This window comes from Rhodococcus huquni (assembly GCF_055231055.1).
This window is the reverse complement of record NZ_JBUYWE010000014.1, coordinates 1-25,203: the sequence shown is the minus strand read 5'-3', so window position 1 is coordinate 25,203 and position 25,203 is coordinate 1. Positions and strand designations below refer to the sequence as shown.

Genomic DNA, 25,203 nt, shown 5'->3' with positions numbered 1-25,203 from the left:
GCGTCAAACCCTTCGCTCGTCGTCCGGTCCGGTGCCTTCCAAACCGGCTCTCAGCCTGCCACGTTCCCGTCGGACCACCAACCTCGCGTTCGGCCTTCCACCGCCGACGGCGACGCCGCCCTGCCCACGCCAACGCCCGACGAGGTCGTCCACTGCTCGTAACTGCTTGTCGGTCAGCCCTTTTGCACCGCCCTCGTGCAACCAGGTGCGCAGCACGCGCCGACGAACAGCCGGATGTTCGCCGACGAGTGCGTCCACACTCACATCCGAGCCCACCACGGCGTTCGCGGCCACGACCGAGGCGGCCGAGTCCAGGTAAGTGCCGTCCTCGCGCAGTTGGCTCGCGGTCCTGGACAGTGCCGTGGCGACTCCCCCGCCCAGCACTTCTTCGAGAAGAGGTAACACTTCGGTGCGTAAACGGACCCGAGTGAAGTCCGGTGACGAATTGTGCGGATCCTCGTGCGGATCGATACCCAACTCGTCACATGCCTGCCTGGTCACACGCCTGCGAATGCCCAGCAACGGTCGGCCCCACGGCTCCTCGTACGGACTCATTCCCCGGATGGACCGACCACCGGAGCCGCGGGCGAGCCCCAGCAGCACCGTTTCGGCCTGATCGTCGAGAGTGTGTCCGACGAGCACGGGGCGGCCACGACGGGCGCCGTCGAGCGCGTCGTACCGCGCCGCCCGCGCGGCGGCCTCCATTCCCCCGCTTCCCTTCACGTCCACCTGCAACACGGTCGCCGAGGCGCACCCGAGGGCGAGTGCCTGCTCACAGGCTCTGGCCGCGACTGCGTCCGATCCGTCCTGCAGTCGATGGTCGACGACGAGGGCGTGGACGGTGGCCGCTTCGGCGGCTGCGGCCGCGGTCATCGCGATCGAGTCGGCGCCGCCCGACAATGCGACCGCCAGTTCGGACCCGCGTTCGTGCTCGGAAATCCATGCGCGCACGGCGTGCCGTACCTCGAGGATCGCGGGCTTCTCCGGAAGCATCACCTGCTCGCCCATCGTGCACCGTCTCGATTCAGCCGAGGACCCGAGTCGTCCAGGCCCCGGGGTTGTCGATCTCGGACAGTTTCGGCATGGTCTCCGGCCCGGTCCAGATGGTGTTGAACCGCTCCATGCCGACCTGCGCGACCACGGTGTCCACGAACTGCTTTCCGCGTACGTACTGCGCCATCTTGGCGTCCATACCGAGCAGCGCGCGGATCAGCCGGTGCACCGGATTGCTCTTCCGGTGCCGACGGCCGTCGAACGCCTGCCGGATCTTCGCGACGGACGGCACGACCGCCGGACCGACGGCGTCCATCACGTGGTCGGCGTGCCCCTCGAGCACTGTTCCGAGGACGAGCAGTCGATCGAGTGCCTCGCGTTGCGGCTCGGCCTGCGTGGCGCGAAGGAGACCGACGATTCCACCGGGAGCACCGTCGGCGCCCTCGGTGGTGCGGCCACGGTCGCGGAGCAGAGCGGACAGCCTGCCGATGCTGTCGGTCAGCGGTTCGTCGTCGCCGCTGCCGAGGGTTTCCACGGCTTCCTGCATGTACCCGGACAACCACGGTGAGGACGAGAACTGGACTCGGTGCGTCACCTCGTGCAGGCATACCCACAAGCGGAAGTCCTGCGGATCGACCCGCAACGCACGTTCGACGGCGATGACGTTCGGGGACACGAGCAACAGCGTCCCGTCTTCCCCCGTGAACGGGTCGTATTGGCCGAGAATCGCCGACGAAAGATACGCCAGCATCGCGCCCGCCTGGAGGCCCGCCGGTTTTCCGACGAGCAATCCCGGTTCACCGTCGTCACCGGTGAGCTGTGCCATCGACTGCGCTGCCGCTTCGATCCAGCCGGCCCGGTCGAGAATCCGTGCGGTGGGGATGGGTAGACCGTCGGCCAGACCGGTCACCTCGCGTACCGGCATTTCGGCGCGCACCGATGCGTCGGCGAGATCCGCAACGGCCTTCTCCGCCGTGTACCGCGAGGTCGCCGGCCCACTCCGGGCCAGCTTGGCGCCCGTCTTGGCTGCGAGCTTCCAGTCCACGACGCCGCTGAGCGAGTTGTCGGCCATCAGGTGCATCCACAGGTTCGCAGCGACGACGCGAGTGCGTCGAGCGCCGGTCGGCTCACGTCCGGCGGACGATCGTTGGACATGAAGGTGAAGGTCAGCACCCTGCCACTCTGGTCGAGCACGTAACCCGCAAGTGCGCTGGCGCCGGACAACGTGCCCGTCTTCGCTCGCACCCAACCGGCTCCGACACGATTCCCGGTCACATATCGATCGGCGAGACTTCCCGTGCCGCCGGCCACCGGAAGGTAGTCGAGCATCGGACGCAGTTCCGGGTGCCCCTCACCCGCTGCAGCGGTCAGGACCTGGTCGAGTGTCTTCGCCGAAATGCGGTCGTCGACTGACAGTCCGCTGGTGTCGTGAAGTTCGAGGCCGGTGAGATCGAAGCCCGCCGAGAACAGCGTCTGGGACACCGATGCCGCAGCGCCGCTGAAGGATGCATCCGCTCCGGTCTTCATCGCAACCTCCCGCCCGATCGCTTCGGCCAGCACATTGTCCGAGTGTTCCATCATCTGGCGCAGTCGGTCACGTAGTGGAGCAGATCGGACGGCCGCGACTTGCGCGGCACCGGGCGTCGCCACTCCCGATTCGACGGCGTTCCGGTCGATGCCGAGCGCTGCGGCGAGTGCTCGTCCGGTGTCGAGCGCCGGGGTGTTGGTTCGAGGCGATTCGTCGACAAGCGGGTCGGAACGTCCGCCGTCGATCATCAGCGGCTCCGTGGGCGTGATGAATCCGGCGGCCACGTCGGTGGGCAACCATCCCTGCGCCATCGTCGGGCCCGAGTACAGGCTGGTGTCGACGACGATGCTGTCCACGGGAGTTCCGGCAGCCCGGATCTGATCGACGAGTTCCGAAAGGTGCGCCGCGCCCGGGTAGTACCCGTTCTCGCCCGGAGGTTTCGCCGTGATCGTGGGATCGCCGCCGCCGACGAGAACCACTTCACCCGGCCGCGAACCCTGAACCACCTTCGTGGTGACCCGTCCGTCGGCGGGCAGCGCGGTGAGCGCGGCCGCCACCGTCAGAATTTTCGTCGTGGATGCCGGAACCATCGGTGCCGTCGGATCGGCGGCCCACAGGATCTGACCCGTGGCGGCGTCGGCGATCGTGCCGCTGAACTTGCCGAGGTCGGGGTTGGCGAGCGCCGGTCCGATCGCAGCCGCGATGCCCTGCGCAGACGGCAGCGGGGAGTCCGGGGGCACGGGAACCACGGCAGGCGCCGCCGTCACCGGTGCCGGCTGCGGCGCGACCGTCAGTTCGCCGCGATCGTCACCCGCCATCCTGTTCACCGCAACGACCAGCAGCGCAGCCACCAGCAACACGGTCACTATCGACGCGACGAGGATGCGGATGTTGCGCCTACGGCGCCCCTGCAACGAGCCGACCTTCTTCTTCTCCTGGCCCGCCAACGCCCCTCCGTCTTTCTGTGATCACCGTGTGCACGCACACCTGATTGCCGGGTGCACACACAACAGTAGCGGTGACCCGATATTCTTCCGACGAATCATTACCGACACGACAGCGAGGAATCGGCGTGGAGTTCGACGTCACCATCGAGATCCCCAAGGGTCAGCGAAACAAGTACGAGGTCGACCACGAGACCGGTCGTGTCAAACTCGACCGCTACCTCTACACCGCCTTCGGGTACCCCGCCGACTACGGGTTCATCGAGAACACCCTGGGCGAGGACGGCGATCCGCTGGATGCCATGGTGCTGCTCCCCGAGTCGGTGTTCCCCGGCGTCATCGTCGAGGCACGCCCCGTCGGCATGTTCAAGATGGTCGACGAGGCCGGCGGCGACGACAAGGTTCTCTGCGTTCCTGCCGGAGACACCCGTTGGGATCACATCCAGGACATCAAGGACGTTTCGCAGTTCGAACTCGATGCGATCAAGCACTTCTTCGTTCACTACAAGGACCTCGAGCCGGGCAAGCACGTCGAGGCTGCCGACTGGGTCGGCGTCGCGGAAGCGAAGGCCGAGATCGAGGCTTCCTTCCAGCGTCTGAAGGACAACGGCGGACACTGAAGTACCTCACGACTACGGCCCCGAGGCATCGCGCCTCGGGGCCGTAGTCGTCCGGTCCGGCGGTCAGCAGACCACGACGAAGCCGATGCAGTTCTTCATCACCCGTTCGGGCGGCTCGGGTGCCTCCGACGGGGCGGCCGGAGCGGGGGCCGGAGCGGGGGCCGCAGGCGGAGTGGGCGCAGCGGCCGGCGGCGGCCCGGCGAGAACGTGATCCCCTGCGGCGTCCGTGACCACGACGGCTCCGCCCGGACCGACTGCGACGTTCGTCGGACGGTCGAAGGGCAGATCGGTCGATGCGAGATGACCGGGCGCGAACTTCATCACCCGGTTTCCGGGGGTATCGACCACGAACAGTTCACCACTCGGCGCGACGGCAGACACCGGCATTCCGGGGTGGGCATTCGCGGGCGCAGCCTGAGCGAGCATCGGCGCGGCCATGGCTGCCGTCGCCACAGCCAGCGTGACGGCAATTCGGCGGATACGTGTGAGCATTCTTGATCTCCGGTTTCTCGAGTGATTTTCAGCGATTGGCGATGCGCATGTAGCGGCGGACGGCGAGTGTCATGAACACTGCGACGACTCCCGCCGAGAAGAGCGCGGTGTAGAGGATCGGGTGTTGGGTAGGCCAACTGTCCGGTTGGGTGATTCCGGGGGGCGTGGGATTGGCGAACAGGGATCTCACCGCGTTCGACAGTGAAGTGATCGGGTTCCATTGCGCGATGGTGCGCAGTGGCGCCGGCAATCCGTCCACAGACACGAACGCCGAGGACACGAGCGTCACCGGGAACAGCCACACGAGCCCGATGCTCTGCGCCACCTCCACGCTGCGAGCGACCAGTCCGATGTAGGCGCCCACCCAGGACATCGCGAAGGCGAACATGAGTACCAGCGCGAACGCGAACACGGCGTCGACGAAACTCCCCCGGATGCGCCAGCCGATCGCCAGACCGCACACAGTGGTCACGAGGAGACTCACCACGCTGGTCACGAGATCGGATGTGGTGCGCGCCAACACAACTGCGACACGAGAAATGGGGAGTGCTCGAAAACGGTCCAGCACACCCTTCTGTAGATCGTTCGCGAAGCCGATGGTGGTGAAGGAAGCATTGAAAGTCACGGTCTGAGCGAAGATGCCGGCCATGATGAACTCGCGGTACGGCTCGCCGCCGAGGCTGCCCCCGAAGACGTACCCCATCAACATGACGAACATGATCGGGTTGACGACGCTGGCCACGAGAGACCCCGGGGTGCGCCTGATGTGCAGAAGATTGCGCCATGCGAGTGAACTACTGTCCGTGGCGATGCGGGTCATGACCGTCATGCCGACACCTCCACCCGGTTGTCGCTGTTCGAATCCTGTTCCGAATCCTCGGGTTCGGTCGGCGCGCTGTCTCCGGTGAGCCCGAGGAACACGTCGTCGAGAGTGGAGCGACGCAAGCCGATCTCGAGTGCACGGACGCCGGATTGCTCGAGACCGACGACGGCTCGTCCGAGAGCGGCCTGGCCGTCCCGCACCGCAACTTCGGCTCGGCACATTCGAGCGTCGAGAGTCGGGGCGTGGTCACCTATTTCGGCGAGGGTTCGATACGCGACATCGAGTTCGAGACGATCGGAGACGATGATCTCCAGTCGGTCGCCGCCGATCCGACGTTTCAGCTCGTCCGGGGTACCGAGCGCGATCACCTCACCGTGATCGAGCACCGCGATGTTGTCGGCAAGCTGATCGGCCTCCTCGAGGTACTGCGTGGTGAGCAGTACCGTCGTGCCGCCGTCCACCAACTCCCCGACGATGTCCCAGGTGTCGACCCTGCTCTGCGGATCGAGTCCGGTCGTCGGTTCGTCCAGCACCACCACGCTCGGAGAACCGGCGAGAGCGCCGGCGAGATCGAGTCGACGACGCATTCCACCGGAATACGCGGCAGCGAGTCGATCACCGACGTCGTCCAGCTTGAAACGCCGCAACAATTCGTTCGCGGTGGTGGCGGCCTCCTTCTTCCGCATTCCGTAGAGCTTCGCCACCAAGTACAGGTTCTCGTATCCGGTGAGCTTGTCGTCGACGGACGCGAACTGCCCGGACAGCCCCAACGAGCGACGAACCTCGTTCGGTTGTGTCCGCGTACAGAATCCACCGACCCTCACGCGCCCGGAATCCGCACGAAGCAGAGTGGACAGAATCCTGACGATCGTGGTCTTACCCGCACCGTTCGGGCCGAGGAGCCCGAACACCTTGCCCGCGGGCATCTCCAAATCGATTCCGCCGAGCACGGTGTTCTTGCCGAAGGACTTTCGGAGTCCCTCGATGACGATGGCCGGCGACGACTGTTCGGCACCACTCATACGGCCTCACCCAGATCGGAGCCGGCCGCGAACCGTCCGAGCCGCCGGCTCTTCGGGGTGATGTCCCTCCAGTGCTCGGTCACATAGTCGAGGCACGACGAACGCTCACTCGGCCCGAATGCGACCTTCCAGCCGTCCGGCACCACGAGGTACGAAGGCCAGAGCGAATGCTGCTCTTCATGATTGGTGAGGACCAGGAATGCGCCCGAATCGTTGTCGAACGGGTTGGTGGCGTTGGTGGTCATGCTCCTTCTCCTCCTGTGTGGTGAGCTTCGGATCCGGCAGGTACTGCCTTCAACAGCGATGCGAGAGCGGGACCCACGGTCACCAGCCCCTCGGTTTGTGTCATCTGGTCGTGTGTGGCCGCGACGTCGTGTTCGTCGATGCATCCTTCGACGAACGGCCGCCAGTCGTCGACTGTGGGCGTCCACTCGTTACGTCCTTCTCGGGCCGTGAAGAAGGTGATGTCCCCCTGGTAACGCGAGGGCGTCGAGGTCTCCCGGAGCCGCACCACCGTGCGAAATGCTGCGAGCATGGCACCGATCGACTCCTCGTCCAGACCGCCGAGCGGACTCCCGTTGGCCTGATACGCCTCCAGTAGGTCGGCACGCGTCACGGGTCGATCGGTCGGTATCGGCATCAGCCGCTGGCTGGCCATGAACACTGCGGCAACGACGCTCTCGTCGGTGATGTCGAACGTGCCCGCCTTCTCGTACGGGTACGAATCGAGGAGGGCCAGGAACTCGACCTCCTCGCCGGCGGCCTGCAGCTGAGCAGCCACTTCGTGTGCGAGGTTTCCGCCGAACGACCAGCCCAGCAATCGATACGGGCCGACCGGCCGGGTACGCCTGATCACCTGCACCAGATCCGCTGCGTATGCGGCGATGTCGACCGGCTCGTAGCTCGAGTCCGTCAGTCGGGGTGATTGGAGGCCGTACACCGGCTGATCGCGGTCGAGGTAAGGCAAGAGGCCGGCGTACGACCACGCGAATCCACTTCCGGGCGGAAGGCAGAAGAGCGGGGGCAGCGATCCCGACGTGCGCAACGGGAGGTGTACCGCGAGAAAGTCTCGGTCACCGCTCGCATCCCCGTTCATTCGCGAGTTGAGCGAGGCGACGGTCGGCGCCGCGAACAGGTCACGCACGGTCACCTTCACGCCACACGTCTCGCGAATCTGCGCCACGAGTCCGGTTGCCATCAGCGAATGGCCGCCCAGCTCGAAGAAGCTGTCGTCGATACCGATTTCGTCGGCGTCGAGCGTGTCCGCGAACAACCTGGACAGCACGGCCTCGCCCGGCGACCGTGGGGCCCGCCGGACTCTGCTCGATTCGGCAGCGTGCGCCGCGGACGGCTCCGGGAGCGCCGCCGTATCCAGCTTTCCGTTGGCGGTGAGTGGCAGCCCGTCCAATGGGACGAAGTGGGAAGGAACCATGTGTTCCGGCACCTCGAGAGCGACCGCCCGTCGGAGATCCGCCGGCTCCGGCGAGGTCCCGGGAGAAGGCACCACGTATGCGGTCAGACGCTGCAGCGCGCCGTCTCGACCGTGGACGATGACCGCCGCATCGGCGACAGCCTGCTGCCTTGTGAGAACCGCAGCGATCTCCCCGAGTTCGATTCGATATCCACGAAGCTTCACCTGGTCGTCGAGTCGACCGAGGAATTCCAGATCACCCCCGGCTTGCCACTGCGCCAGGTCGCCGGTCCGATACATGCGACAGCCACCGGGCACGAACGGATCGGCGACGAACTTCTCGGAGGTCATCGACTCCCTGCCGAGATAGCCGCGGGCGACGCCGCGGCCCGACAGGTACAGCTCGCCCGGCACCCCGTCGGGAACCGGCTGGAGGTTTCCGTCGAGCACGTACGCCCGCATGTTGTCGACGGGACGACCGATCTGCGGGCCGGTGTCCTCCGTGATCCGGGTGGTCACCGAGTTCACGGTCGACTCGGTGGGGCCGTAGAAGTTGTGCACGACGAGGCCCGGAACGTCCCCGAGTTCGTCGCACAGGGCTTCGTCGACCGCTTCGCCGCCGAGAGTGATCACGGACGGCCGGTGGCGGCCCGGTGCAGTCAGACCTGCACCGACGAGTTGCCTCGCGAACGACGGCGTCGTCTGGATCATGTCGATCCCACAGCGCCGCACATAGTCGACCAACGACTCCGGGTCACGTCTGGTCGCGTCGTCTATGAGGTGTAGTTCGTGGCCGGCCACCATCGCGAGGATCGGATCCCACGACGCGTCGAAAGTGAGCGCAGCCGTGAATGCCACCCGAAGCGACACTCGGTTCGACGCGTCGAACACGTCGTTCAGATGGTGACCGAGAAGATTCGACAACGAACCATGTTCCACCACAACACCCTTGGGTCTCCCCGTGGACCCCGACGTGTAGATGACGTAAGCCGGATCTCCTGCGGTCAACGGGTGAGTTCGTTCCGAGTCCCGCAGCGGACCGGAGCTGGTCTCGGACAACTCCGACGACACCAGTGGGTCGTCCACCGTCAGAGATGCGCCCCCCGACAGGCGTTTCACGGATTCCGGTGTGGCCGAATCGACGAGAACGAGTGCAGGTGACACGTCGTCCAGCACGTACTCGATGCGCAACACCGGGTGCGTCACGTCGATGGGCACGTATACCGCCCCTGCCTTCAATACCGCGAGAAGAGCGGTGATGCCGGCCGGTGAACGCGGAAGTGCCACCGCGACGACGGATCCCGACGTGACGCCACGGCGAACCAGCACCCGCGCCAACCGATTCGCATCACGATCGAGTCGACCGAACGTGATCTCCATGCCCTCGGACACCATCGCGATCGAGTGGGAATGCATCGCGGCCTGGCGCTCGAACGAGTGCACCACCGTCGCATCCGTCACGTCTCGCCCGGTGTCGTTTCTGCCCTCGATGAGCACATGCTGCTCCGCAGCGGTCAGCATCGGCGCGAGACTGATGGGACGATCCGGGTGCCTCGACAGTTCCTCGAGCATCCGCTCGAACCACCGGGCGATCCTCTCGGCCGTCGACCGCTCGAAGATCGCGGCGTCGTACTCGATCTTCCCGGACAGTCCCACCGGCTCGCCCGCAGGCTTCTCCTGCAGAGTGATCGACAGATCGAACTTCGCCGAGACCGAGCCACCGCTGTCGGGAAAGCTCACGTCGAGACCGTCGAGCTCGAGCGTCGCGGGCGGCGTGTTCTGCAGGACCAACATCACCTGGAACAACGGGTGCCGATTCGGAACTCGACGCGGCGACAACTCTTCGGCGACCCGCTCGAACGGCACGTCCTGGTTGTCGAAGGCACCGAGATCGGTTGTGCGTGCACGGTCGACGAGCTCGTGGAAGTCGGGATCGTCCGACGCGTCCACCCTGAGGACTAGCGTGTTGACGAAGAAGCCCACCAGATCGTGGAGCGCTTCGTCGCGGCGGCCGGCCACAGCAGTGCCGATTGGAATGTCCGGCCCCGCGCCGAGGCGGTCCAACGTCGCCACGAGAGCGGCGTGCACCACGATGAACAGGCTCGCACCATGGTTGGATGCGACGTCCGCCAAGGCTTCGTGAACGGATTCGTCGATGGATACCGACACCTCACCGGCCGGTCGGTTCGCCGTGTCGGGTCGCGGTCGATCGAACGGAAGAAGCAGCCCGTCCGGCAGATTCGCGAGATGGTCGCTCCAGTAGTCGAGCTGAGAACGCGATGTACTGTCCGGATCGGACTCGTCTCCCAGCATCCGATCCTGCCAAAGCGCGTAATCGGCGTACTGGACTGCCGGCTGCGGGAGCTGCGGCGTTTCCCCCTGTGCCCGAGCGGCGTACGCAACGGTGAGGTCGTGAGCGAGAGGGGCCGAAGACCAGCCGTCGGTAGCGATGTGGTGCGCGACGAGTACCAGAACCTTGCGCTTCGGCCCGGTGTCGTAGAGAACCGCGCGCAGCGGAATATCTACGGACAGATCGAATGTCACCGTCATCAGCTCCGCGATCCGCGTACCGAGAACGGACTCGTCCACGGACACGACGGGGAGGTCCGAACTCACGTCGTGCGGATCGAGAATCTGCTGATGAGGTGAGCCGCCGACGACCGGATACACCGTGCGGAGCACCTCGTGCCGAGCGATCACGTCGCGCAGCGCAGAGCGCAGGGCCGCAGTATCGACCTCGCCCTCCATCTCGATCACCATCGGAATGTGATAGGCCGCGCCAGACTCCTCGAAGGTGTTGAGGAACCACATCCGCTTCTGAGCGGCGGACAGGGGAATCCGCTCGGGCCGCTTCGCGCGGACCAAGGGGTCACGCAACCGGATGTGGGCCCCGACCCTCGCGAGGGCAGCGGGTGTCGGCGCGTCGAAAACAGCTCGGATCGGAATTTCGACACCCAGTCGCGTACGAATCCTGCTGACCAATTTCGTCACCAAGAGCGAATGGCCGCCCAGAGCGAAGAAGTCGTCGTCCGCGCCGACATCTTCGACTCCCAGTGTGACGGCGAACAATTCGCACAGTTCGCGCTCTCGCGCGGTCTCAGGTACGCGCCCGGGGCCGCCGTGTACGACGGTATCGGGTAGGGCGGCGACATCCAGCTTGCCGTTCACCGTCAGCGGAACCTCGGGTATCGACGTGATCGCCTGCGGAACCATGTATCCGGGGAGATGCGCCGCGGCGAGGTCCCGAAGGCTCGAGACGTTCACGTCCTCGTCCGCAACCACGTACCCGAGGAGCCTTGCCTCGTCCTCCGTGCCCGCGACGACGACGACTGCACGGCGTACTCCTGCACACTGTTCGAGTGCCGCCTCGATCTCGGCCGGCTCGATCCGGTGTCCACGCAACTTGACCTGGGAATCGTTGCGTCCCAAGAATTCGAGCATTCCGGCCGAGTTCCGGCGGGCACGGTCACCGGTCCGGTACATGCGCTCCCCCGCACCGGTATGCGGATCTGCGACGAACCGGTCGGCCGTGAGCCCCGCTCTGTTTCGGTACCCCCTGGCCAGGCCGGCCCCCGCCAAGTACAGCTCACCGACGCCGCCGGTCGGGCACAGTTCGAGATCGTCGCCGAGCACGTAGGCCCGCACGTTGTGCTCGGGAGTACCGATCACCGGGGTGCCCGAGTCTCGCATTCGGACACTCATCGCGTCGACCGTGGCCTCTGTGGGTCCATAGAGATTGAACGCCAGCACGTCCGGATCGTTGACCAAGTCTTCCCACAGCGCTTCGCCGACGGCTTCTCCCCCGAGCGCCACCACACCCGGGCGCCGGGTGTCGTCGTCGAAGAGTCCCGAAGCCGACAACAGCCGAATGTAGGACGGAGTGGTCTCGAGGAAGTCGATCGCCTCGTTACGGATGTAGTCGACGAGCGCCTGCGCGTCACGCCGTGTCCCCTGGTCCACCATGTGAATTTCGTGCCCGTCCACGAGTGCCAGAATCGGATCCCAGGCCGCATCGAATCCGACGCCTGCGACGTGAGCGACCTTGAGGCTTCTGGACCCCACGTGCTCCACGGCCGGCCCGTACAGGCGATCACGGTGACTGTGAAAGAGGTTCGTGAGGCTGTCGTGATCGACGAGCACGCCCTTGGGTCGCCCCGTCGTACCGGAGGTGTAGATCAGGTAGGCGCTGTCGGTTCCTCTCGGTGCCACGGGGGCGAAAGGAACAGCAACGGAACCGAGCTCCGCGAGTGCCTCCGCATCGTCCAACAACAGTTGCGGGCAGTCGACGTCGAGCCGCTCGGACAGAGCCGACAGCGTGACGAGCATCGTCGGTGCCGCGTCTTCGAGCAGGTACCGGATGCGAGCATCGGGATGCTCGATGTCGATCGGCACGTACACGGCTCCGGCACTCAGCGCCGCGAAGAGAGCCACCACGGTGTCCGCCGAGCGGGGCAGTGCAACGGCCACACGACGTCCGGGGCCGACACCGTGCACCCGTAGCGCGCGTGCCAGTCGGTTCACCCGACCGCCCAACTCGCGGAACGTCAAGGTCTCGGCCCCAGCAACGACGGCAGTGCGGTCGCCTCGCGTCGTCACGGTGTCGGCGAACAGGGCAGGCAACGTGAGCAGCTCGTGCTGGACCCGTCGACCGTGCCCAGCAGCAAGGAGTACCTCTCGCTCGGCGGCAGAGACCAGATGTGAGCTTCGCACGGGCGAGTCCGGCGACCGCAGCGCGTTGTCCACGAGCGTGACGAGGTACTCCACCAGTGTCTCCGCTGTTCGGCGATCGAACAGCTCGGTGCTGAAATCGAGTTGGCCGGTCATACCCGACGCATCCTCGGCTCGTCCTCCCTCCGAGAGAGTGAGAGAGAGATCGAACTTCGCCGCGGTCACGTCAGCGGACTCCACCGTCACTTCGAGACCGTCGAGCGCGATGGTGGGTTCGGTGGCGTTCTGCAGTGTGAACAGGACCTGGAACAAGGGATTTCGACCTGCACGACGCGCGGGAGCGAGGTCCTCCACGACGCGCTCGAAAGGCACACTCTGGTGTCCGAGAGCCGTCAGATCGACGTCCCGCACGTGTGCGACCAACTCGCGGAAGCTCACGTTCCGTTTCATCCGGGTGCGCAGCGCGAGCGAGTTCACGAAGAACCCGACCAGGTCGTCCAGAGCCTCGTCCGGGCGTCCTGCCACCGGGGTCCCGATCACCACGTCCTCACCGGCACCCATGCGAGCCAGAACCGCAGCGAAACCGGCGTGAAGCACCATGAAGAGGCTCGAGCCGCTCTCGGCTGCGAATTCGCCGAGCTTCAGGTGCAGTGCTTCCGGAATCTCCACCGGCACGGACGAACCGGCGCCGGTGGGACGTTCGGGCCGCGCACGATCGACCGGGAGGACAGTCTCGTCCGGAGCACCGGCGAGCGCGGACCGCCAATGAGCCAGCTCGCGGGACACCACACTGTCCGGGTCGTCCTCCGACCCGAGCAGTTCCTGTTGCCACAGCGCATAGTCGACGTATTGGACGGGCAACGGCTGCTGGGCGGCGCGATCTCCGCGCACGCGCGCTTGGTAGGCCTGCGCGAGGTCCCTGGCGAGCGGGGCGAAGGACCACCCGTCCCCTGCGATGTGATGCAGAACCAATACGAGCACATGACTGTCCGGCGCTGTCTCGAGCACGTCCGCTCGCAGCGGTAGGTCGACCGCGAGGTCGAATCCGGTACCGGCAAGATCCACGACCTTCTCGTAGGCCGCAGTGGGCGCGACCATGGTCGAACGAAGCTCGGGAACGGCCTCTTGCGCGTCGATCACGTACTGGTACGGCTCACCGTCCTGTTCGAAGAAGCGGGTACGCAGACTCTCGTGACGGGCTACGAGGTCCGCCAGTGCTCCCCGCATCGCTTCCAGGTCGAGCACGCCGTTGAGGCGCAGAACCACGGGCATGTTGTATTCCGGTGTCCCCGGGGACATACGCTCGAGAAACCACAGCCGACGTTGAGCAGCCGACAGCGGAATCGGAGTCGGACGATCACGCCGCCGCAGAACGGGCACTCCGTCCCCGGCGGTGCTCGCAAGGACGGCGGGAGCAAGAGCCGCCGGACTCGGTCTGTCGAACAGCATCCGAATACTCACGGACGCCGACAGTTCCGAGCGAATCCGGGCAACCAACCGATTACCCAACAGGGAGTGGCCGCCGAGATCGAAGAAGTCGTCGTCCGGGCCCACCACCGGCTGTTCGAGTACGGACGCGAAAATCCGACACAAGGCGGCTTCCGTCGCGTCGGCCGGTGCACGTCCGTGTGACGACTGCGCGACATCGGCCGCGGCCGGGAGGCGGTCGCGGTCGAGCTTGCCGTTCGGGGTGAGGGGAAGTACGTCGAGCACGACCACCTGCTGCGGCACCATGTAGTCCGGCAGGGTCGCTCGTAGCTCCGCACGCAATGCCGCCGAGTCGGCTGCGGCCGGATCAGCGTGTTGCACGTATCCGATCAGGCGGCGGTTCTCGCCGTCGCCTGCCGGTAGTACCGCGGCACCCGTGACCCCCGCGAGCTCCTGCAGGGCGGCCTCGACCTCTGCAGGTTCGATACGGAATCCACGGATCTTCAGCTGAGAGTCCGCGCGGGCAATGAATTCGATACGGCCGCTTCTGTTCCACCGCACCACGTCACCCGTCCGATACAGGCGCTTCCCGACTCCCGCCATGGGATCTGCCACGAATGAAGTGGCCGTCGCACCTGCCCTGGAGTGGTACCCGATCGCCACACCCGGCCCGCCGAGGTACAGCTCTCCGCGTGCGCCGACGTCGGCCGGACGAAGTGCAGCATCGAGTACGTAGGCGGTCACGTTGCCGGCCGGCGCGCCCAGGTGTGGCGTGCTGCCCTCGATCACGGCGGCCGTCGCGTCGACCGTCGTCTCGGTCGGGCCGTAGAGGTTGAACGCCAACACGTCTGCTTGCGCAAGGCGCTGCCACAACGATGGGTCCACAGCTTCGCCACCGACAGCAAGGACGGACGGGCCTTCATCCGTCCGAGATGTCTTCAGCCCTCCGTCGAACAACTGTTGCAGATAGGACGGCGTGGTTTCGATCACGTCGAGCGACGCCTTCACGAGGTATCCGGCACATTCCTGTGGGTCCGTTCGAACGTCGTCGGGAACCATGTGTACTTCGTGTCCGGCGATCATCCACAGGAACGGATCCCAGGAAGCGTCGAACGCAGGACCGGAGAGATGAGCCACGCGGAGCCGGTCGCGGCCCGTGAACTCGACGGCAGGCCCGAAGATCCGCTGTTCGTGCGAATACAGGAGATTCACCAACGAAGAGTGCTCGACGAGCACGCCCTTCGGTGTACCCGTGGATCCGGAGGTGTAGGTCAGATATGCCGCGTCGCGTGCCGAGAACTCGCGCAGTGGGGCGGCCGGGCGGACCACCTGCCCGTGCAGCATCTCGGACGCGCGGAGCGACGACAGTCCTTCCATCTCCTCACCGTCCTCGACGACCACAGCGGCGGGTGCAGCGTCACGCAAGATGCGCCCGATACGCTCAGCCGGGTGACTTCTGTCGAGCGGCAGATACGTCGCGCCGCTGCGCAGGACGCCGAGAATCACGGCTATCGAGTCCGCCGATCGTGTGAGCGCCACCGCAACCAGATCCCCACGGCCACATCCGGCGCGAGCCAGAGAACTCGCGACTCGCGCCGAGATGCAGTCCAGGTCGGAGAAGGTATAGGCGTGGTCGCGATCGGACACTGCCACGGCATGCGGCGCCCTTCGCATCGCTTCGGCGAACAGGTCGGGAACGGTCGCGACGCCGGCGGGCCGGCCGACGTTCTCCGCGCCGTTCCATTTCTCCGTGACGTCCCGGCGTGTCTCCTCGGAGAGCATTTCGATGTCTCCGATCCGAAGGCTCGGATCGGCAACGGCACTGCGAAGCACACGCATGAACCGCTGGTGATGCCCGTCGAGTTCGGCCTCGGAGTATCTGTCGGGGTTCGCATAGAAGTCGATCGTGATCCCGTCGATCGGTGAGATGCCCTGCACTACGACCCACAGGTCGTCGACCGGGCCCACCGAGAGATTCCGCACCGTCGCCTGGTGCGGACCGAACTGCATCTCACCGATCGAAGGCAGAACGTTCATGGTCGGACCGAACAGCCGACGGCTACGCGGTAGACCCAGGTCGCGCAGCATCTCCTCGCCGCGGTAACGCTGATGCTTCACAACGGCCTTGATCTCCGACGACGTCTGCTGCACCAGCTCGGAGATGGTCGTTCCCGGCGCCACACCAAGACGCAGCGGCAGCACGTTCGACATCATCGCCGGTGTCGTGCGTTGCAACGGAGTGACTCTCGCGTTCACGGGCAGCCCGAGCACCACGTCGCGAGCGCCCGTGGCGCGGTGCAGGTAGGCGGCCAGAACAGCGACCATCAGCGGCGACCAGCTGGTCCCCGCTGTCTGCGCCGCGTCCGTCACCTCGGCAGCCTCGGCCGTGTCGAGCCGAGCGGACCGATGCAGGCAGTACGCCGCCATCGGGGCGGCAGACGAACTGAGCGCGGTGGCCTCCGGGAGATCGGAGAATCGGTCACACCAAAAACGTCGGTCCGTCTCGAACTCCTCGGACTCGCGGAAGTCGGCGTCTTCTTTCATCAGATCGGTGAAATCGCCGAAGAAGCCGGGCCCGGCATCGACGCCCTCGAGTTCTGCGGTGTAGACGCTCGCAGCACGAAGCACGAGCATGGCGGCACCGAATCCGTCCACCATGAGGTGGTGCGCGCGTAGATAGAACAGATAGCGCTCGTCCTCTATCCGAATCAATTCGGTACGCAGCAACGCATCTGAGAGGGGATCGAGTGCTGTGGTCGCGTCTTCGCGCATCCTGGTGAGCGCGCTCTCCAGCGGATCATCTTCGTCTCGAAGGTCGATACACGGGATGGTCCAGCCGTCGAACGGGTCTATGACCTGGCCTGAGGCACTGCCGGTGTGGACGAAACGTGCTCGAAGGGAAGGAGCTTCGACGAACATCTGCCGCGAGGCCCGACCGAGCGCCTCGACGTCGACTGCGCCGCGCAGGTCCAGGTACTGCGCAATATTGAAGAGCGGACTATCCGGTGCCACCTGCTGGCCGAACCAAATTCCTTGCTGCGCACCGGACAATCGATGGATTCGATCGACATCCGCAGTCCCGCCGAATCGACTGCCTGCTGCCTCTGCGCGGTCCATGTTCCTCCTCGGCCTGAATGGCGTTCGTACCGGGCACTACCGGTACTTCGGAGGGGGGACTGAGACCGATTGGTGAATGTGACATACATCACACCCAAGGTGTGTAACGCGGGCCCTCCATTCGAAACATGTTGACTGTTAACACGGTTCGAACGCAGATCGGCGGGCGCGCGACTCGAATGTCGCACGCCCGCCGATACCCGACACCGAGCGCTATTCGCCCTTGAACTCGGGCGGACGCTTCTCGAACACCGAAGTGATCGCCTCGGTGAGATCCTGTGAGGGCAGGAATGCCGCGTTCCACGCAGCGACGTAACGAAGGCTGTCGTCGACTGCGGCGGAACGGGAGTGATCCAGAACGTCCTTGATTCCGTGCACCACCAGCGGCGGGTTGGCTGCGATCTGTGCGGCGGTCTCGTGAGCGGCGGCGAGCACCGATTCGGCGTCGCCGTACACGGCGTTGACGAGCCCGATCTTCTCCGCGAATCCGGAATCGATGTCCTTGCCGGTCAGCGCCAACTCCCGGAGGTGGCCGTCGCCGATGATCGCGGGGAGGCGAGCGAAGCTGCCCATGTCGGCGACGATCGCGACCTTGACCTCGCGGATGCTGAACTTGGCGTCGGCGCTCGCGTAGCGGAAATCAGCGGCCGTGATCAGGTCGACGCCGCCACCGATGCACCACCCCTGCACTGCCGCGATCACCGGCTTGCGGCAGTCGGCCACCGCGTTGATCGATGCCTGCATCCGCTTGATCATGTCGTGGAACTTGGTTCGCGGACCCGCCTGCGCCTTGTCCGCGAGCACCGCACCGAACTCGCCGCTCATCGCAGGCAGGTCCAACCCGAACGAGAAGTGCTTGCCGGAACCGGCGAGCACGACGGCCCGCACCTCGGGATCCGCGTCGAGTTCCGCGAAGATCTCCGGCAACTCCTGCCAGAAGTCGGGTCCCATCGCGTTGCCTTTGCCGGGGCCGATCAGCGTCACCTGGGCGACGTTGGCCTTCGTCTCGACGGTGAATGCGTTCCAGCTCTTCTCTGCAGTCATTGGTCGAGGGTAGCGATTTCGAGCAGCAAAGGAAGTACCTGTAGATTTCCGTCACACTTAGATTCGCGCTTCGCCCCGAGAGGAACCCTCGTGCTCGACATCATCCGAGACCAGGTGCCGAGCCCCAGGCAGCTGACCGACGCCGCACGCAACGCGTGGAACCTCACTTTCGGTGACGGGATCGCACCGATCGAACGGACCCCGTCCGAAGCCGTCTTCACCGGCCACCACCGCGACCTGTACCGATTCGACGGCGACGACGACGGCACGAAGGCTCCGGTGCTGCTCGTACCCCCACTGGCCGCCCCGGTTCAGTGCTTCGACCTCAGGCCCGGCCAGAGCCTCGCGGCGCATCTGGCAGAACAGGGTCGGCCGACCTACGTCGTCGACTACGGCCCGATGCACTATTCCGACAGGCGACTCGGCTTCGAATACTGGACGGAGAACGTACTTCCGGACACGATTCGCCGCGTGAGCGCCAGTCACGGGGGCGCCGGCGTGGACCTCATCGGATGGAGCCTCGGCGGAACCATCTCGCTACTGACTGCGGCGTCCCGCCCGGAACTACCACTCGGCTCCGTGACCGCACTCGGCACTCCCCTCGACTACGCCCGAATTCCGATTCTCGAGGCGCCACGCGCCCTCGGCAGATTCACCTCCGAAAAGCCGCTCACTGCACTCACCGGGGCGCTGGGAGGTCTCCCCGCGCCGCTGGTCCAGGCCGGTTACCGATTCACGGCGCTGCAGCGGGAGATCACGAAGCCGTGGTTCGTCGCAAAGAACCTGCTCGACGTAGAGACTCTCGCGCGCATGGAAGCCATCGATCGGTTCCAGTCGGATATGCCCGGGTACCCGGCACGCCTCTTCGAGCAGATGGCCTCGCAACTCGTTCTGCACAATTCACTCGCCGGCGGCAGCGTGCAGTTCGGCGACCGCCGCATCGACCTCGCAGACGTCCGCGTCCCGGTCCTCGCAATCGGCGGCACCGACGACGTTCTTGCGCCCGTGGAATGCGTGGCACACGCGAAGGCCGTACTCACAGGCTCACCGCACGTCCGTGTCGAGACCTCGCCCGGCAGTCATCTGGGAATCGTCGCCGGCCCCGGAGCCCGGGAGAACTCCTGGTCACACATCGATACCTTTTTGAACGAGGCCTCGGCCGTACCCGCCTGATTCGCCCGAATTTGACGATTCTTCCCATTCTTTTCGGGATTCGAACATCAATTCACGTTCCGTTAACGATCCGTTCGATTACCCGTAGGTAACTGGACTGATCGAAGCGAGTCCATCAGTGTGGTACGCGGACAAGTCGCATCAACACCCGATAATGCGACCCACGTCACACGAAGGGAGTCTCGTTTCCACATGGGTATTACAGGCTCCTCGAATTACGTTTCATTGGGTGGTCGTCGCCTGCATTATCAGACGGCCGGGGAGGGCCCGGTAACTGTATTTTTCGAGGCAGGAATGGGAAGAAGCCGGTCGACGTGGGCTCTCGTACAGCCGCGGGTTGCCGAGTTCGCGCGCACCGTCGTCTACGACCGCGCGGGGCACGGACTGAGCGATCCGGACCTGGAGGGCCGAGACTTCGACAGGTTGCTGTCGGACCACCTCGCCGTCGTCGATGCGGCGACTGACGGCACGACGGTGGGTGTCGGCCACAGCTACGGCGGCCCCCTGGTACGGATGACCGAGAGCGTGCGCCCGGGTACCTACGATGCATTGACGCTGGTGGACGAGGTTCCCGAGACGTGCGACCCGGCACAGATGTCGGCCGCGATGCGTGGCGCCTCCCTCATCTACGGCGCCCAGGTGTTACTGGCGCGGCTCGGCCTTCTCGCCCCGCTGCTCGAGCGTTTTCGGTTCTCGGATCTGAACGAGGACGAGGCACGGGCTGCAGCAGCAGAGGCAGCACGGCTGGATTCCGTGCGGGCGGCCCGCGAAGAGTGGCGTTCGTTCGGAGCAAGTTTCGAGAAGCTGCATGCGAACGGCCCGATTGTTCCGTACGTCCCGCTGACGAGCATTTCCTCGAATCGCATGAGCCGTGAACGCGATCGCCATCGGGACTTTCTCGGCGCAGCGCACGCACGTATCGCCGAATTGTCGCCCGAGGGGCGACACCTCTATTCGAGGCATTCGAGTCACGATATTCAACTGGCCGAGCCCAACCTCGTCGTCGACGAAATTCACGCAGCAGTAGAACGTGTTCGCAATCGCGTACCTGCGTAAACTATTCGACAATCGGACAATTCCACCGACAGTAAGGCTTCACCATGTCTACCGACCTCTCTGCGTCAGTGTCGACTGACCTCTCTGCGTCGGTGTCGACCGACCGTCGGGGGCGCCGTTCCACTGCCGAACTGACGATCGGAGGTGAACCTTTCACGGTGTGGACCGAGTCCAACGTGGATATCGACGTCACCGGAACACCGTGGTTGCCGCCGCTACGTGTGACGTCGATGCCGAAGGGGCTCACTCTCGACGTCACACCGGCCGTCGACGAGGTCGCGCTGACAGGAAGCCTTGCTGCCGAGGAAGTGCTCCTCGGTTGGTATCCCGACCAGCTACAGCGCAGTGCCACCCGAACCGAGACGGCCACGCCCGAGCGCACTAGGCCCGACACTCGAGGCGTCGGGTGCTTCTTCTCCGGCGGTGTCGACTCGTTCTACACGGCGCTGAAGCACATCGACGAGATCACCCACCTGATCATCATCCACGGCTTGGACATCAGCCTCGACAACGAGGCGCTCTGGGACGAGGCCGTCGAACGCGCTCGCAAGATGGCGGCCGATCTGGGCAAGGAACTGATCGAGGTTCGCTCCAACATGCGGTATCTACATGCGAAGCACGGTCCGCATTGGCAGAACCAGGCGCACGGGGCCTTCCTCGCCCACATTTCCCTGCTGTTGTCTCCGGTCCTCGGGAAGGTCTTCATTCCGGCCTCGGACGACGAGACGCGCCTGGCCCCGTTGGGTACCCACCCGGATCTCGATCCGCTGTGGTCGAGCAGCCAGGTCACGATCGTTCACGACGGCATCGAGGCCGATCGAGTCGCCAAACTGGCGGTTCTGAAGGACTCGCCCACCGCGATGCGGCACCTGCGGGTGTGCTGGTCGAATCTGTCGGGCAAATACAACTGCGGCATCTGCGAGAAGTGCATCCGAACGATGATCGGACTGCACATCGTGGGCGCCGGGGGCCGGTGTGAAAGCCTGCCGAAGAAGATCAGCCCGCGAAGTGTCCGATGGATGTACCTCCGAGCAGGCGGTGAAGGCGGAGAACTCTTCGCGAAGGAGAACGTAGAACGCCTTCGCGCCCAGGGCGAAACCGACTCCGACCTGGTCCGCGCCCTCGAGTTCGCGATCCACCGAAACGGTTTCCAGCAGTTCCTGGTGACCGCGAAGTTCTACGTCGTCGACATCGGCTTCGCGCTCGTCAAGTACCGGATTCGGGCCTTCCTGCGGGCGCGGCGCAGCAAAGATTGACCGTCTTCGCCAAGCCGTGACCTCGTACGGCCGCTACCCCACACGGAGTCGACCTACCCTGAGATCATGTCGACGACACTGCATCCCAATGCGGCGCACGTCTCCGAGACCTTGATCGCCCGCGGCCATCACGGCGTGATCGTGGCGAGCCCCGACGCCGCGCACACCGCGGCCGAGGCAGCGACTGCACTCGACACCGAAGTCGGCGCGATCGTGAAGTCGCTGGTGTTCCTCCTCGACGACGGACCCGTTCTGCTTCTGGTGTCGGGTGCCCATCGGGTCGATCTGCGCACGGCCGGGAAGCAGCTCGAAGGGACGCTCACGCCGGCGTCGCTGGAGATGGTGGCCACGGCGACCGCTCAGCCGGTAGGAGGCGTCGCGCCACTCGGCCACCCCACCAACCTGCCCACTTTCGTGGACACCGCACTCCGCGACCACCGAGAACTGTGGGCAGCAGCGGGACATCCGAGTTTCGTGTTCCGCACGACCTTTTCCGAACTTCTCCGCATCACCGCAGGCCTCGCCGTCGACATGGCGTGATCACCGCCCTGCAGGCCGGGCCCGCTTCCGTTGCTGACCTATAGTGGAGTCATCATGACGATCCGAGTGTGGAGCCGACGTCACGTCGACCTGTGCCGTACAGAGGCATCTCTGTGTTCGCCTGCCCCGCAGTGCGACCACCCCTGATACGACCCACGCAAAAACACGGAGAAATCGTTGTCCGAACCAGTGAAGAATCTGTCCGAGTACCGCAGTGGCGGTATCGGGGCCACCGAATACCGCGATGCCCTGCGCCGACACCCTGCGGGAGTCACCATCGTGACCCTGGACGTCGGCTCCGGGCCGGTCGGGTTCACGGCCACGTCGTTCGCATCCCTCTCGCTGGACCCGCCGCTGGTGTCGCTGAACATCGCGAACACGTCGTCGAGCATCGACGCGGTGCACGCCGCGGACACGCTGGTCATTCACCTGCTCGGTGAGCATCAGCAGCATCTCGCCCAGCGCTTCTCGCGCAGCGCAGACGAGCGGTTCGCCGACGAGTCCCTGTGGACCCGACTCGACAGTGGCGAGCCAGTACTGCACGGCACGCCGATCTGGCTACGCGTGAACGTCGATCAGCTCATTCCGGTCGGCGACCACACACTCGTCATCGGCCTCGTCACCCGCGTGCACAGCGACACGGTGGACGAAACCGTTGCGGCGCCGTTGCTCTACCACGAGGGCCGGTACTACCGGCCTACCCCGATCACGGAGTAGGCCGGGTTCTCAGGACGCCAGCACCCGACGATCGCGTGAAAGGCCGAATCGGGCCAACGCGTCGTCGGCGGCACCGGGAGCCAGTTCCACTCCCCGATCGCCGAGATGCGGCAGCGTGACGTCGACCAGCTTCTGCAGCACCCGAGGCAGTGACAACGGAAGCAGCGTCACGCCGTCCGCGACACCAGCTGCCTGGATGTCCGAGATCAGCCCCGCAAGCCCCGACCCCGTTCCGATGTATTGCAACGATCTCGGGACTCGCGCCACTTCGAGAGCACTGTCCAACTGCGCCAACTCTTTTCGAGCCGCTCGCGCCTCGTCGGCGACGAGGACCTCGACATCGACCAGGACCGTGATCGAGTCGGGATCACGCCCGTCCTCGGCCGCAGCGGCCCTGATTCGGGTGCGCTGTTGCTGCGCTTCCCGCAGGTCGCCGGCCCGGATGCGGACGACCTGTGCCGGATTCGACGTGAGGTCCAGCGCGGAAGTGACACCGGGGGCCGTCAATTCGACCCAGTAGTCCTCGGGCACTGCCTGGTTTCCGGGTGCCAACGCAGCGGCAGGATGATGACCGGCTCCGGTCAGTTCGACCGCGACACGAAGCGGACGGGTGAATGCGGAATCGACTCGAGACATGGGTTCTCCTCGGGGAAGTGATGTGTGGATGCGAGCTGACGGATCGTCAGCCGAAACACATGCCCGAGGCGGTTCGGCACAGATCCACGTGCCGACGGCACCAGTGAGCCACGTGCGTGGTCCCTGCCTGCGATGCCATGCCGCTCATGCTAGCGCGCTTTCCGACACGAGTGTGCGGAGAGCCTCGACCAACCGCTCGACGTCGACGGAACTCGTTCCGAGTCCGATGCTTGCACGCACCGCACCTTCCGCGTGTCCCAGCCTGGCGAGAAGCGGGTGTGCGCAGAAGCGTCCGTCGCGGACTCCGATGCCGTGCGCATCGGAGAGGTACGTTGCGATCGCCCTCGGCTCGTACCCGGCGATCGTGAAGGTGACGATCCCGACACTCTCGCAGGCGTCCGGCCACAGGCTCAGAAACTCCAGGCCGCGCACACTTTCGAGACCGGCCACCAACTGCTCACGCAGGACACCTTCGTGTTCGGCGATCGCGCAGAATCCCAGATCTTCGATCGTCTCGCACGCCGCCGCGAGCGCTCCGGCACCAAGTACGTTCGGTGTCCCCGCCTCGTGCCGGGCCGGCGATGGCGCCCACCTCGTCGCCTCGACGGTGACCTCGCGAACTGCTCCCCCACCGGCGAGGTAAGGATCTGCCGAATCGAGCCAGTCGCGTCGACCGACGAGCACACCGGCACCGAACGGGGCGTACAGCTTGTGGCCGGAGAACGCCAGGTAGTCGACGCCCCACGCATCGATGTCGATCGCGCGATGCGGCGCCAACTGCGCCGCATCCACCAGAATTCGGGCACCGAGTCGGTGCGCGATATCCGCGATCCTGGCGATGGGAAGTACCTCGCCGGTGACGTTCGATGCGCCCGTGATCGCAACAAGGGCAGCCGGCCTGGCGCACAGCTCGGCGACGAGGGCTCGAATGGTCTCCTCGACGGTGTCCGCAGCCCGAACGATGCGAGACCCCTTCCACGGCAGAAGATTTGCGTGATGTTCGATGTCGAGTACCACCACGGATCCCGGAACACATCCGGCCAGCAGATTCAACGAATCAGTGGTGTTGCGAGTGAACACCACCACGTGATCGTCGGTGGCACCGACGAATCGAGCCACGACGTCGCGGGCGTTCTCGTAGTTGTCGGTCGACACCTTCGAGGCGTAACCGGCTCCACGATGGACGCTCGAGTACGTGTGGAGCAGTTGGTCGACTCGTGCCGCCACCTGGGCCAACGCAGGTGCGCTCGCTGCGTAGTCGAAGTTCGCGTAGGTCCGGAAGCTGCCGTCCTCGATCGGAACGCACAGGTCGGCGCCCGTCACGCGGGCAAGTGGAGCAGTAGCGGTCGACAGAACAGTCATCACGACATCCCTCGTCATCATGGGACCCGTCGCAAGACATCCCGCACTGCGGGGTGACTACTCGGAGTCCGCGCTTGCCGGATTCGGGTTCGAACCTCGGCCCGGTCGTCACCCGGAGCACCCCGCCGCGGTGGAGGGTTGCCGACCAGCTAGCCGGGGCTTGACGCTGGTACTCGTGACCTGGAATCGAGAATGCAGGAGGCATGGTCGAGTTGTCAAACATGCGACCCGACGAATGTCACACACGTTCAGCTCAGGCGGGGTCAACCGGTCGATGCACCACGGCTCCTGATCAGGTGTGGGTGATGTGCGATGACGGGATGTGCGTCGAAGCTGGACGAGGCGCGCGATAGTTTCTTCGCCATGGTCGATT

The 25,203-nt window shown here is 65.3% G+C and carries 17 protein-coding genes and 1 riboswitch; of the genes, 6 read left to right on the top strand and 11 right to left on the bottom strand.

Annotated elements, in window-relative coordinates; translation table 11 throughout:
- Window positions 1-3 precede the first annotated feature (3 nt).
- Genes tilS through dacB form a run of 3 tightly spaced genes read right to left on the bottom strand, consistent with a single transcriptional unit; the run spans window position 4 to window position 3,468 of the window.
- A complete protein-coding gene (tilS, locus tag ACZI8R_RS19510; protein WP_463381322.1) occupies window positions 4-1,008 on the bottom strand; it encodes a tRNA lysidine(34) synthetase TilS in 1,005 nt (334 codons plus the stop codon).
- Between the two features lie 16 nt (window positions 1,009-1,024).
- Window positions 1,025-2,065 (bottom strand): zinc-dependent metalloprotease, encoded by a 1,041-nt coding sequence (locus ACZI8R_RS19505; protein WP_463381321.1) that lies wholly within the window; start codon window positions 2,063-2,065, stop codon window positions 1,025-1,027.
- A complete protein-coding gene (gene dacB, locus ACZI8R_RS19500) occupies window positions 2,065-3,468 on the bottom strand; it encodes a D-alanyl-D-alanine carboxypeptidase/D-alanyl-D-alanine endopeptidase (protein ID WP_463381320.1) in 1,404 nt (467 codons plus the stop codon). Before dacB ends, ACZI8R_RS19505 begins: the two co-directional genes overlap by 1 nt.
- A gap of 125 nt (window positions 3,469-3,593) precedes the next feature.
- Between dacB and ACZI8R_RS19495 the strand changes: the two genes are divergently transcribed.
- The gene (locus tag ACZI8R_RS19495; RefSeq protein ID WP_463381319.1) at window positions 3,594-4,085 is read left to right on the top strand and encodes an inorganic diphosphatase; all 492 of its coding nucleotides are present in this window, start codon (window positions 3,594-3,596) and stop codon (window positions 4,083-4,085) included.
- Between the two features lie 63 nt (window positions 4,086-4,148).
- Here ACZI8R_RS19495 and ACZI8R_RS19490 read toward each other — a convergent pair whose 3' ends face one another.
- The 6 genes from ACZI8R_RS19490 to ACZI8R_RS19465 all read right to left on the bottom strand — a co-directional run bounded on the left by ACZI8R_RS19490 (window position 4,149) and on the right by ACZI8R_RS19465 (window position 18,090).
- A complete protein-coding gene (locus tag ACZI8R_RS19490) occupies window positions 4,149-4,577 on the bottom strand; it encodes an NHL repeat-containing protein (RefSeq protein ID WP_463381318.1) in 429 nt (142 codons plus the stop codon).
- A 28-nt stretch (window positions 4,578-4,605) separates the two neighbouring features.
- Entirely contained in the window at window positions 4,606-5,406 is an 801-nt protein-coding gene (locus tag ACZI8R_RS19485) for an ABC transporter permease (RefSeq protein WP_463381317.1), read from the bottom strand.
- Entirely contained in the window at window positions 5,403-6,422 is a 1,020-nt protein-coding gene (locus tag ACZI8R_RS19480; RefSeq protein WP_463381316.1) for an ATP-binding cassette domain-containing protein, read from the bottom strand. Before ACZI8R_RS19480 ends, ACZI8R_RS19485 begins: the two co-directional genes overlap by 4 nt.
- Window positions 6,419-6,667 carry an MbtH family protein gene (locus ACZI8R_RS19475; RefSeq protein WP_463381315.1) on the bottom strand — a complete coding sequence of 83 codons (249 nt, stop codon included), beginning with the start codon at window positions 6,665-6,667 and terminating at the stop codon, window positions 6,419-6,421. The genes ACZI8R_RS19480 and ACZI8R_RS19475 overlap by 4 nt, the downstream gene beginning before the upstream one ends.
- Window positions 6,664-17,046, bottom strand: coding sequence for an amino acid adenylation domain-containing protein (locus ACZI8R_RS19470; RefSeq protein ID WP_463381314.1), 10,383 nt, complete (start codon window positions 17,044-17,046; stop codon window positions 6,664-6,666). Before ACZI8R_RS19470 ends, ACZI8R_RS19475 begins: the two co-directional genes overlap by 4 nt.
- A 213-nt stretch (window positions 17,047-17,259) precedes the next feature.
- The gene (locus ACZI8R_RS19465) at window positions 17,260-18,090 is read right to left on the bottom strand and encodes a crotonase/enoyl-CoA hydratase family protein (RefSeq protein WP_463381313.1); all 831 of its coding nucleotides are present in this window, start codon (window positions 18,088-18,090) and stop codon (window positions 17,260-17,262) included.
- A 90-nt stretch (window positions 18,091-18,180) separates the two neighbouring features.
- Between ACZI8R_RS19465 and ACZI8R_RS19460 the strand changes: the two genes are divergently transcribed.
- The 5 genes from ACZI8R_RS19460 to ACZI8R_RS19440 all read left to right on the top strand — a co-directional run bounded on the left by ACZI8R_RS19460 (window position 18,181) and on the right by ACZI8R_RS19440 (window position 22,832).
- Complete coding sequence (locus ACZI8R_RS19460; RefSeq protein WP_463381312.1) at window positions 18,181-19,263, top strand: alpha/beta fold hydrolase; 1,083 nt, start codon at window positions 18,181-18,183, stop codon at window positions 19,261-19,263.
- Window positions 19,264-19,557: 294 nt separating this feature from the next.
- Window positions 19,558-20,319, top strand: a complete 762-nt coding sequence (locus tag ACZI8R_RS19455; RefSeq protein WP_463381311.1) for an alpha/beta fold hydrolase — start codon at window positions 19,558-19,560, stop codon at window positions 20,317-20,319.
- Between the two features lie 44 nt (window positions 20,320-20,363).
- Window positions 20,364-21,575 (top strand): adenine nucleotide alpha hydrolase family protein, encoded by a 1,212-nt coding sequence (locus ACZI8R_RS19450; RefSeq protein WP_463381310.1) that lies wholly within the window; start codon window positions 20,364-20,366, stop codon window positions 21,573-21,575.
- A gap of 66 nt (window positions 21,576-21,641) precedes the next feature.
- Entirely contained in the window at window positions 21,642-22,115 is a 474-nt protein-coding gene (locus ACZI8R_RS19445; protein ID WP_463381309.1) for a YbaK/EbsC family protein, read from the top strand.
- A gap of 177 nt (window positions 22,116-22,292) precedes the next feature.
- On the top strand, window positions 22,293-22,832 hold the full coding sequence (locus tag ACZI8R_RS19440; RefSeq protein ID WP_463381308.1) for a flavin reductase family protein: 540 nt from the start codon (window positions 22,293-22,295) through the stop codon (window positions 22,830-22,832).
- Between the two features lie 9 nt (window positions 22,833-22,841).
- Here ACZI8R_RS19440 and ACZI8R_RS19435 read toward each other — a convergent pair whose 3' ends face one another.
- Window positions 22,842-23,468 carry an LLM class oxidoreductase gene (locus ACZI8R_RS19435; protein ID WP_463381307.1) on the bottom strand — a complete coding sequence of 209 codons (627 nt, stop codon included), beginning with the start codon at window positions 23,466-23,468 and terminating at the stop codon, window positions 22,842-22,844.
- A gap of 144 nt (window positions 23,469-23,612) precedes the next feature.
- Window positions 23,613-24,830: an aminotransferase class V-fold PLP-dependent enzyme gene (locus tag ACZI8R_RS19430; protein ID WP_463381306.1), complete on the bottom strand. Its 1,218-nt coding sequence runs from the start codon at window positions 24,828-24,830 to the stop codon at window positions 23,613-23,615.
- Between the two features lie 65 nt (window positions 24,831-24,895).
- Window positions 24,896-25,011: riboswitch (SAM riboswitch) on the bottom strand.
- Between the last annotated feature and the right edge of the window lie 192 nt (window positions 25,012-25,203).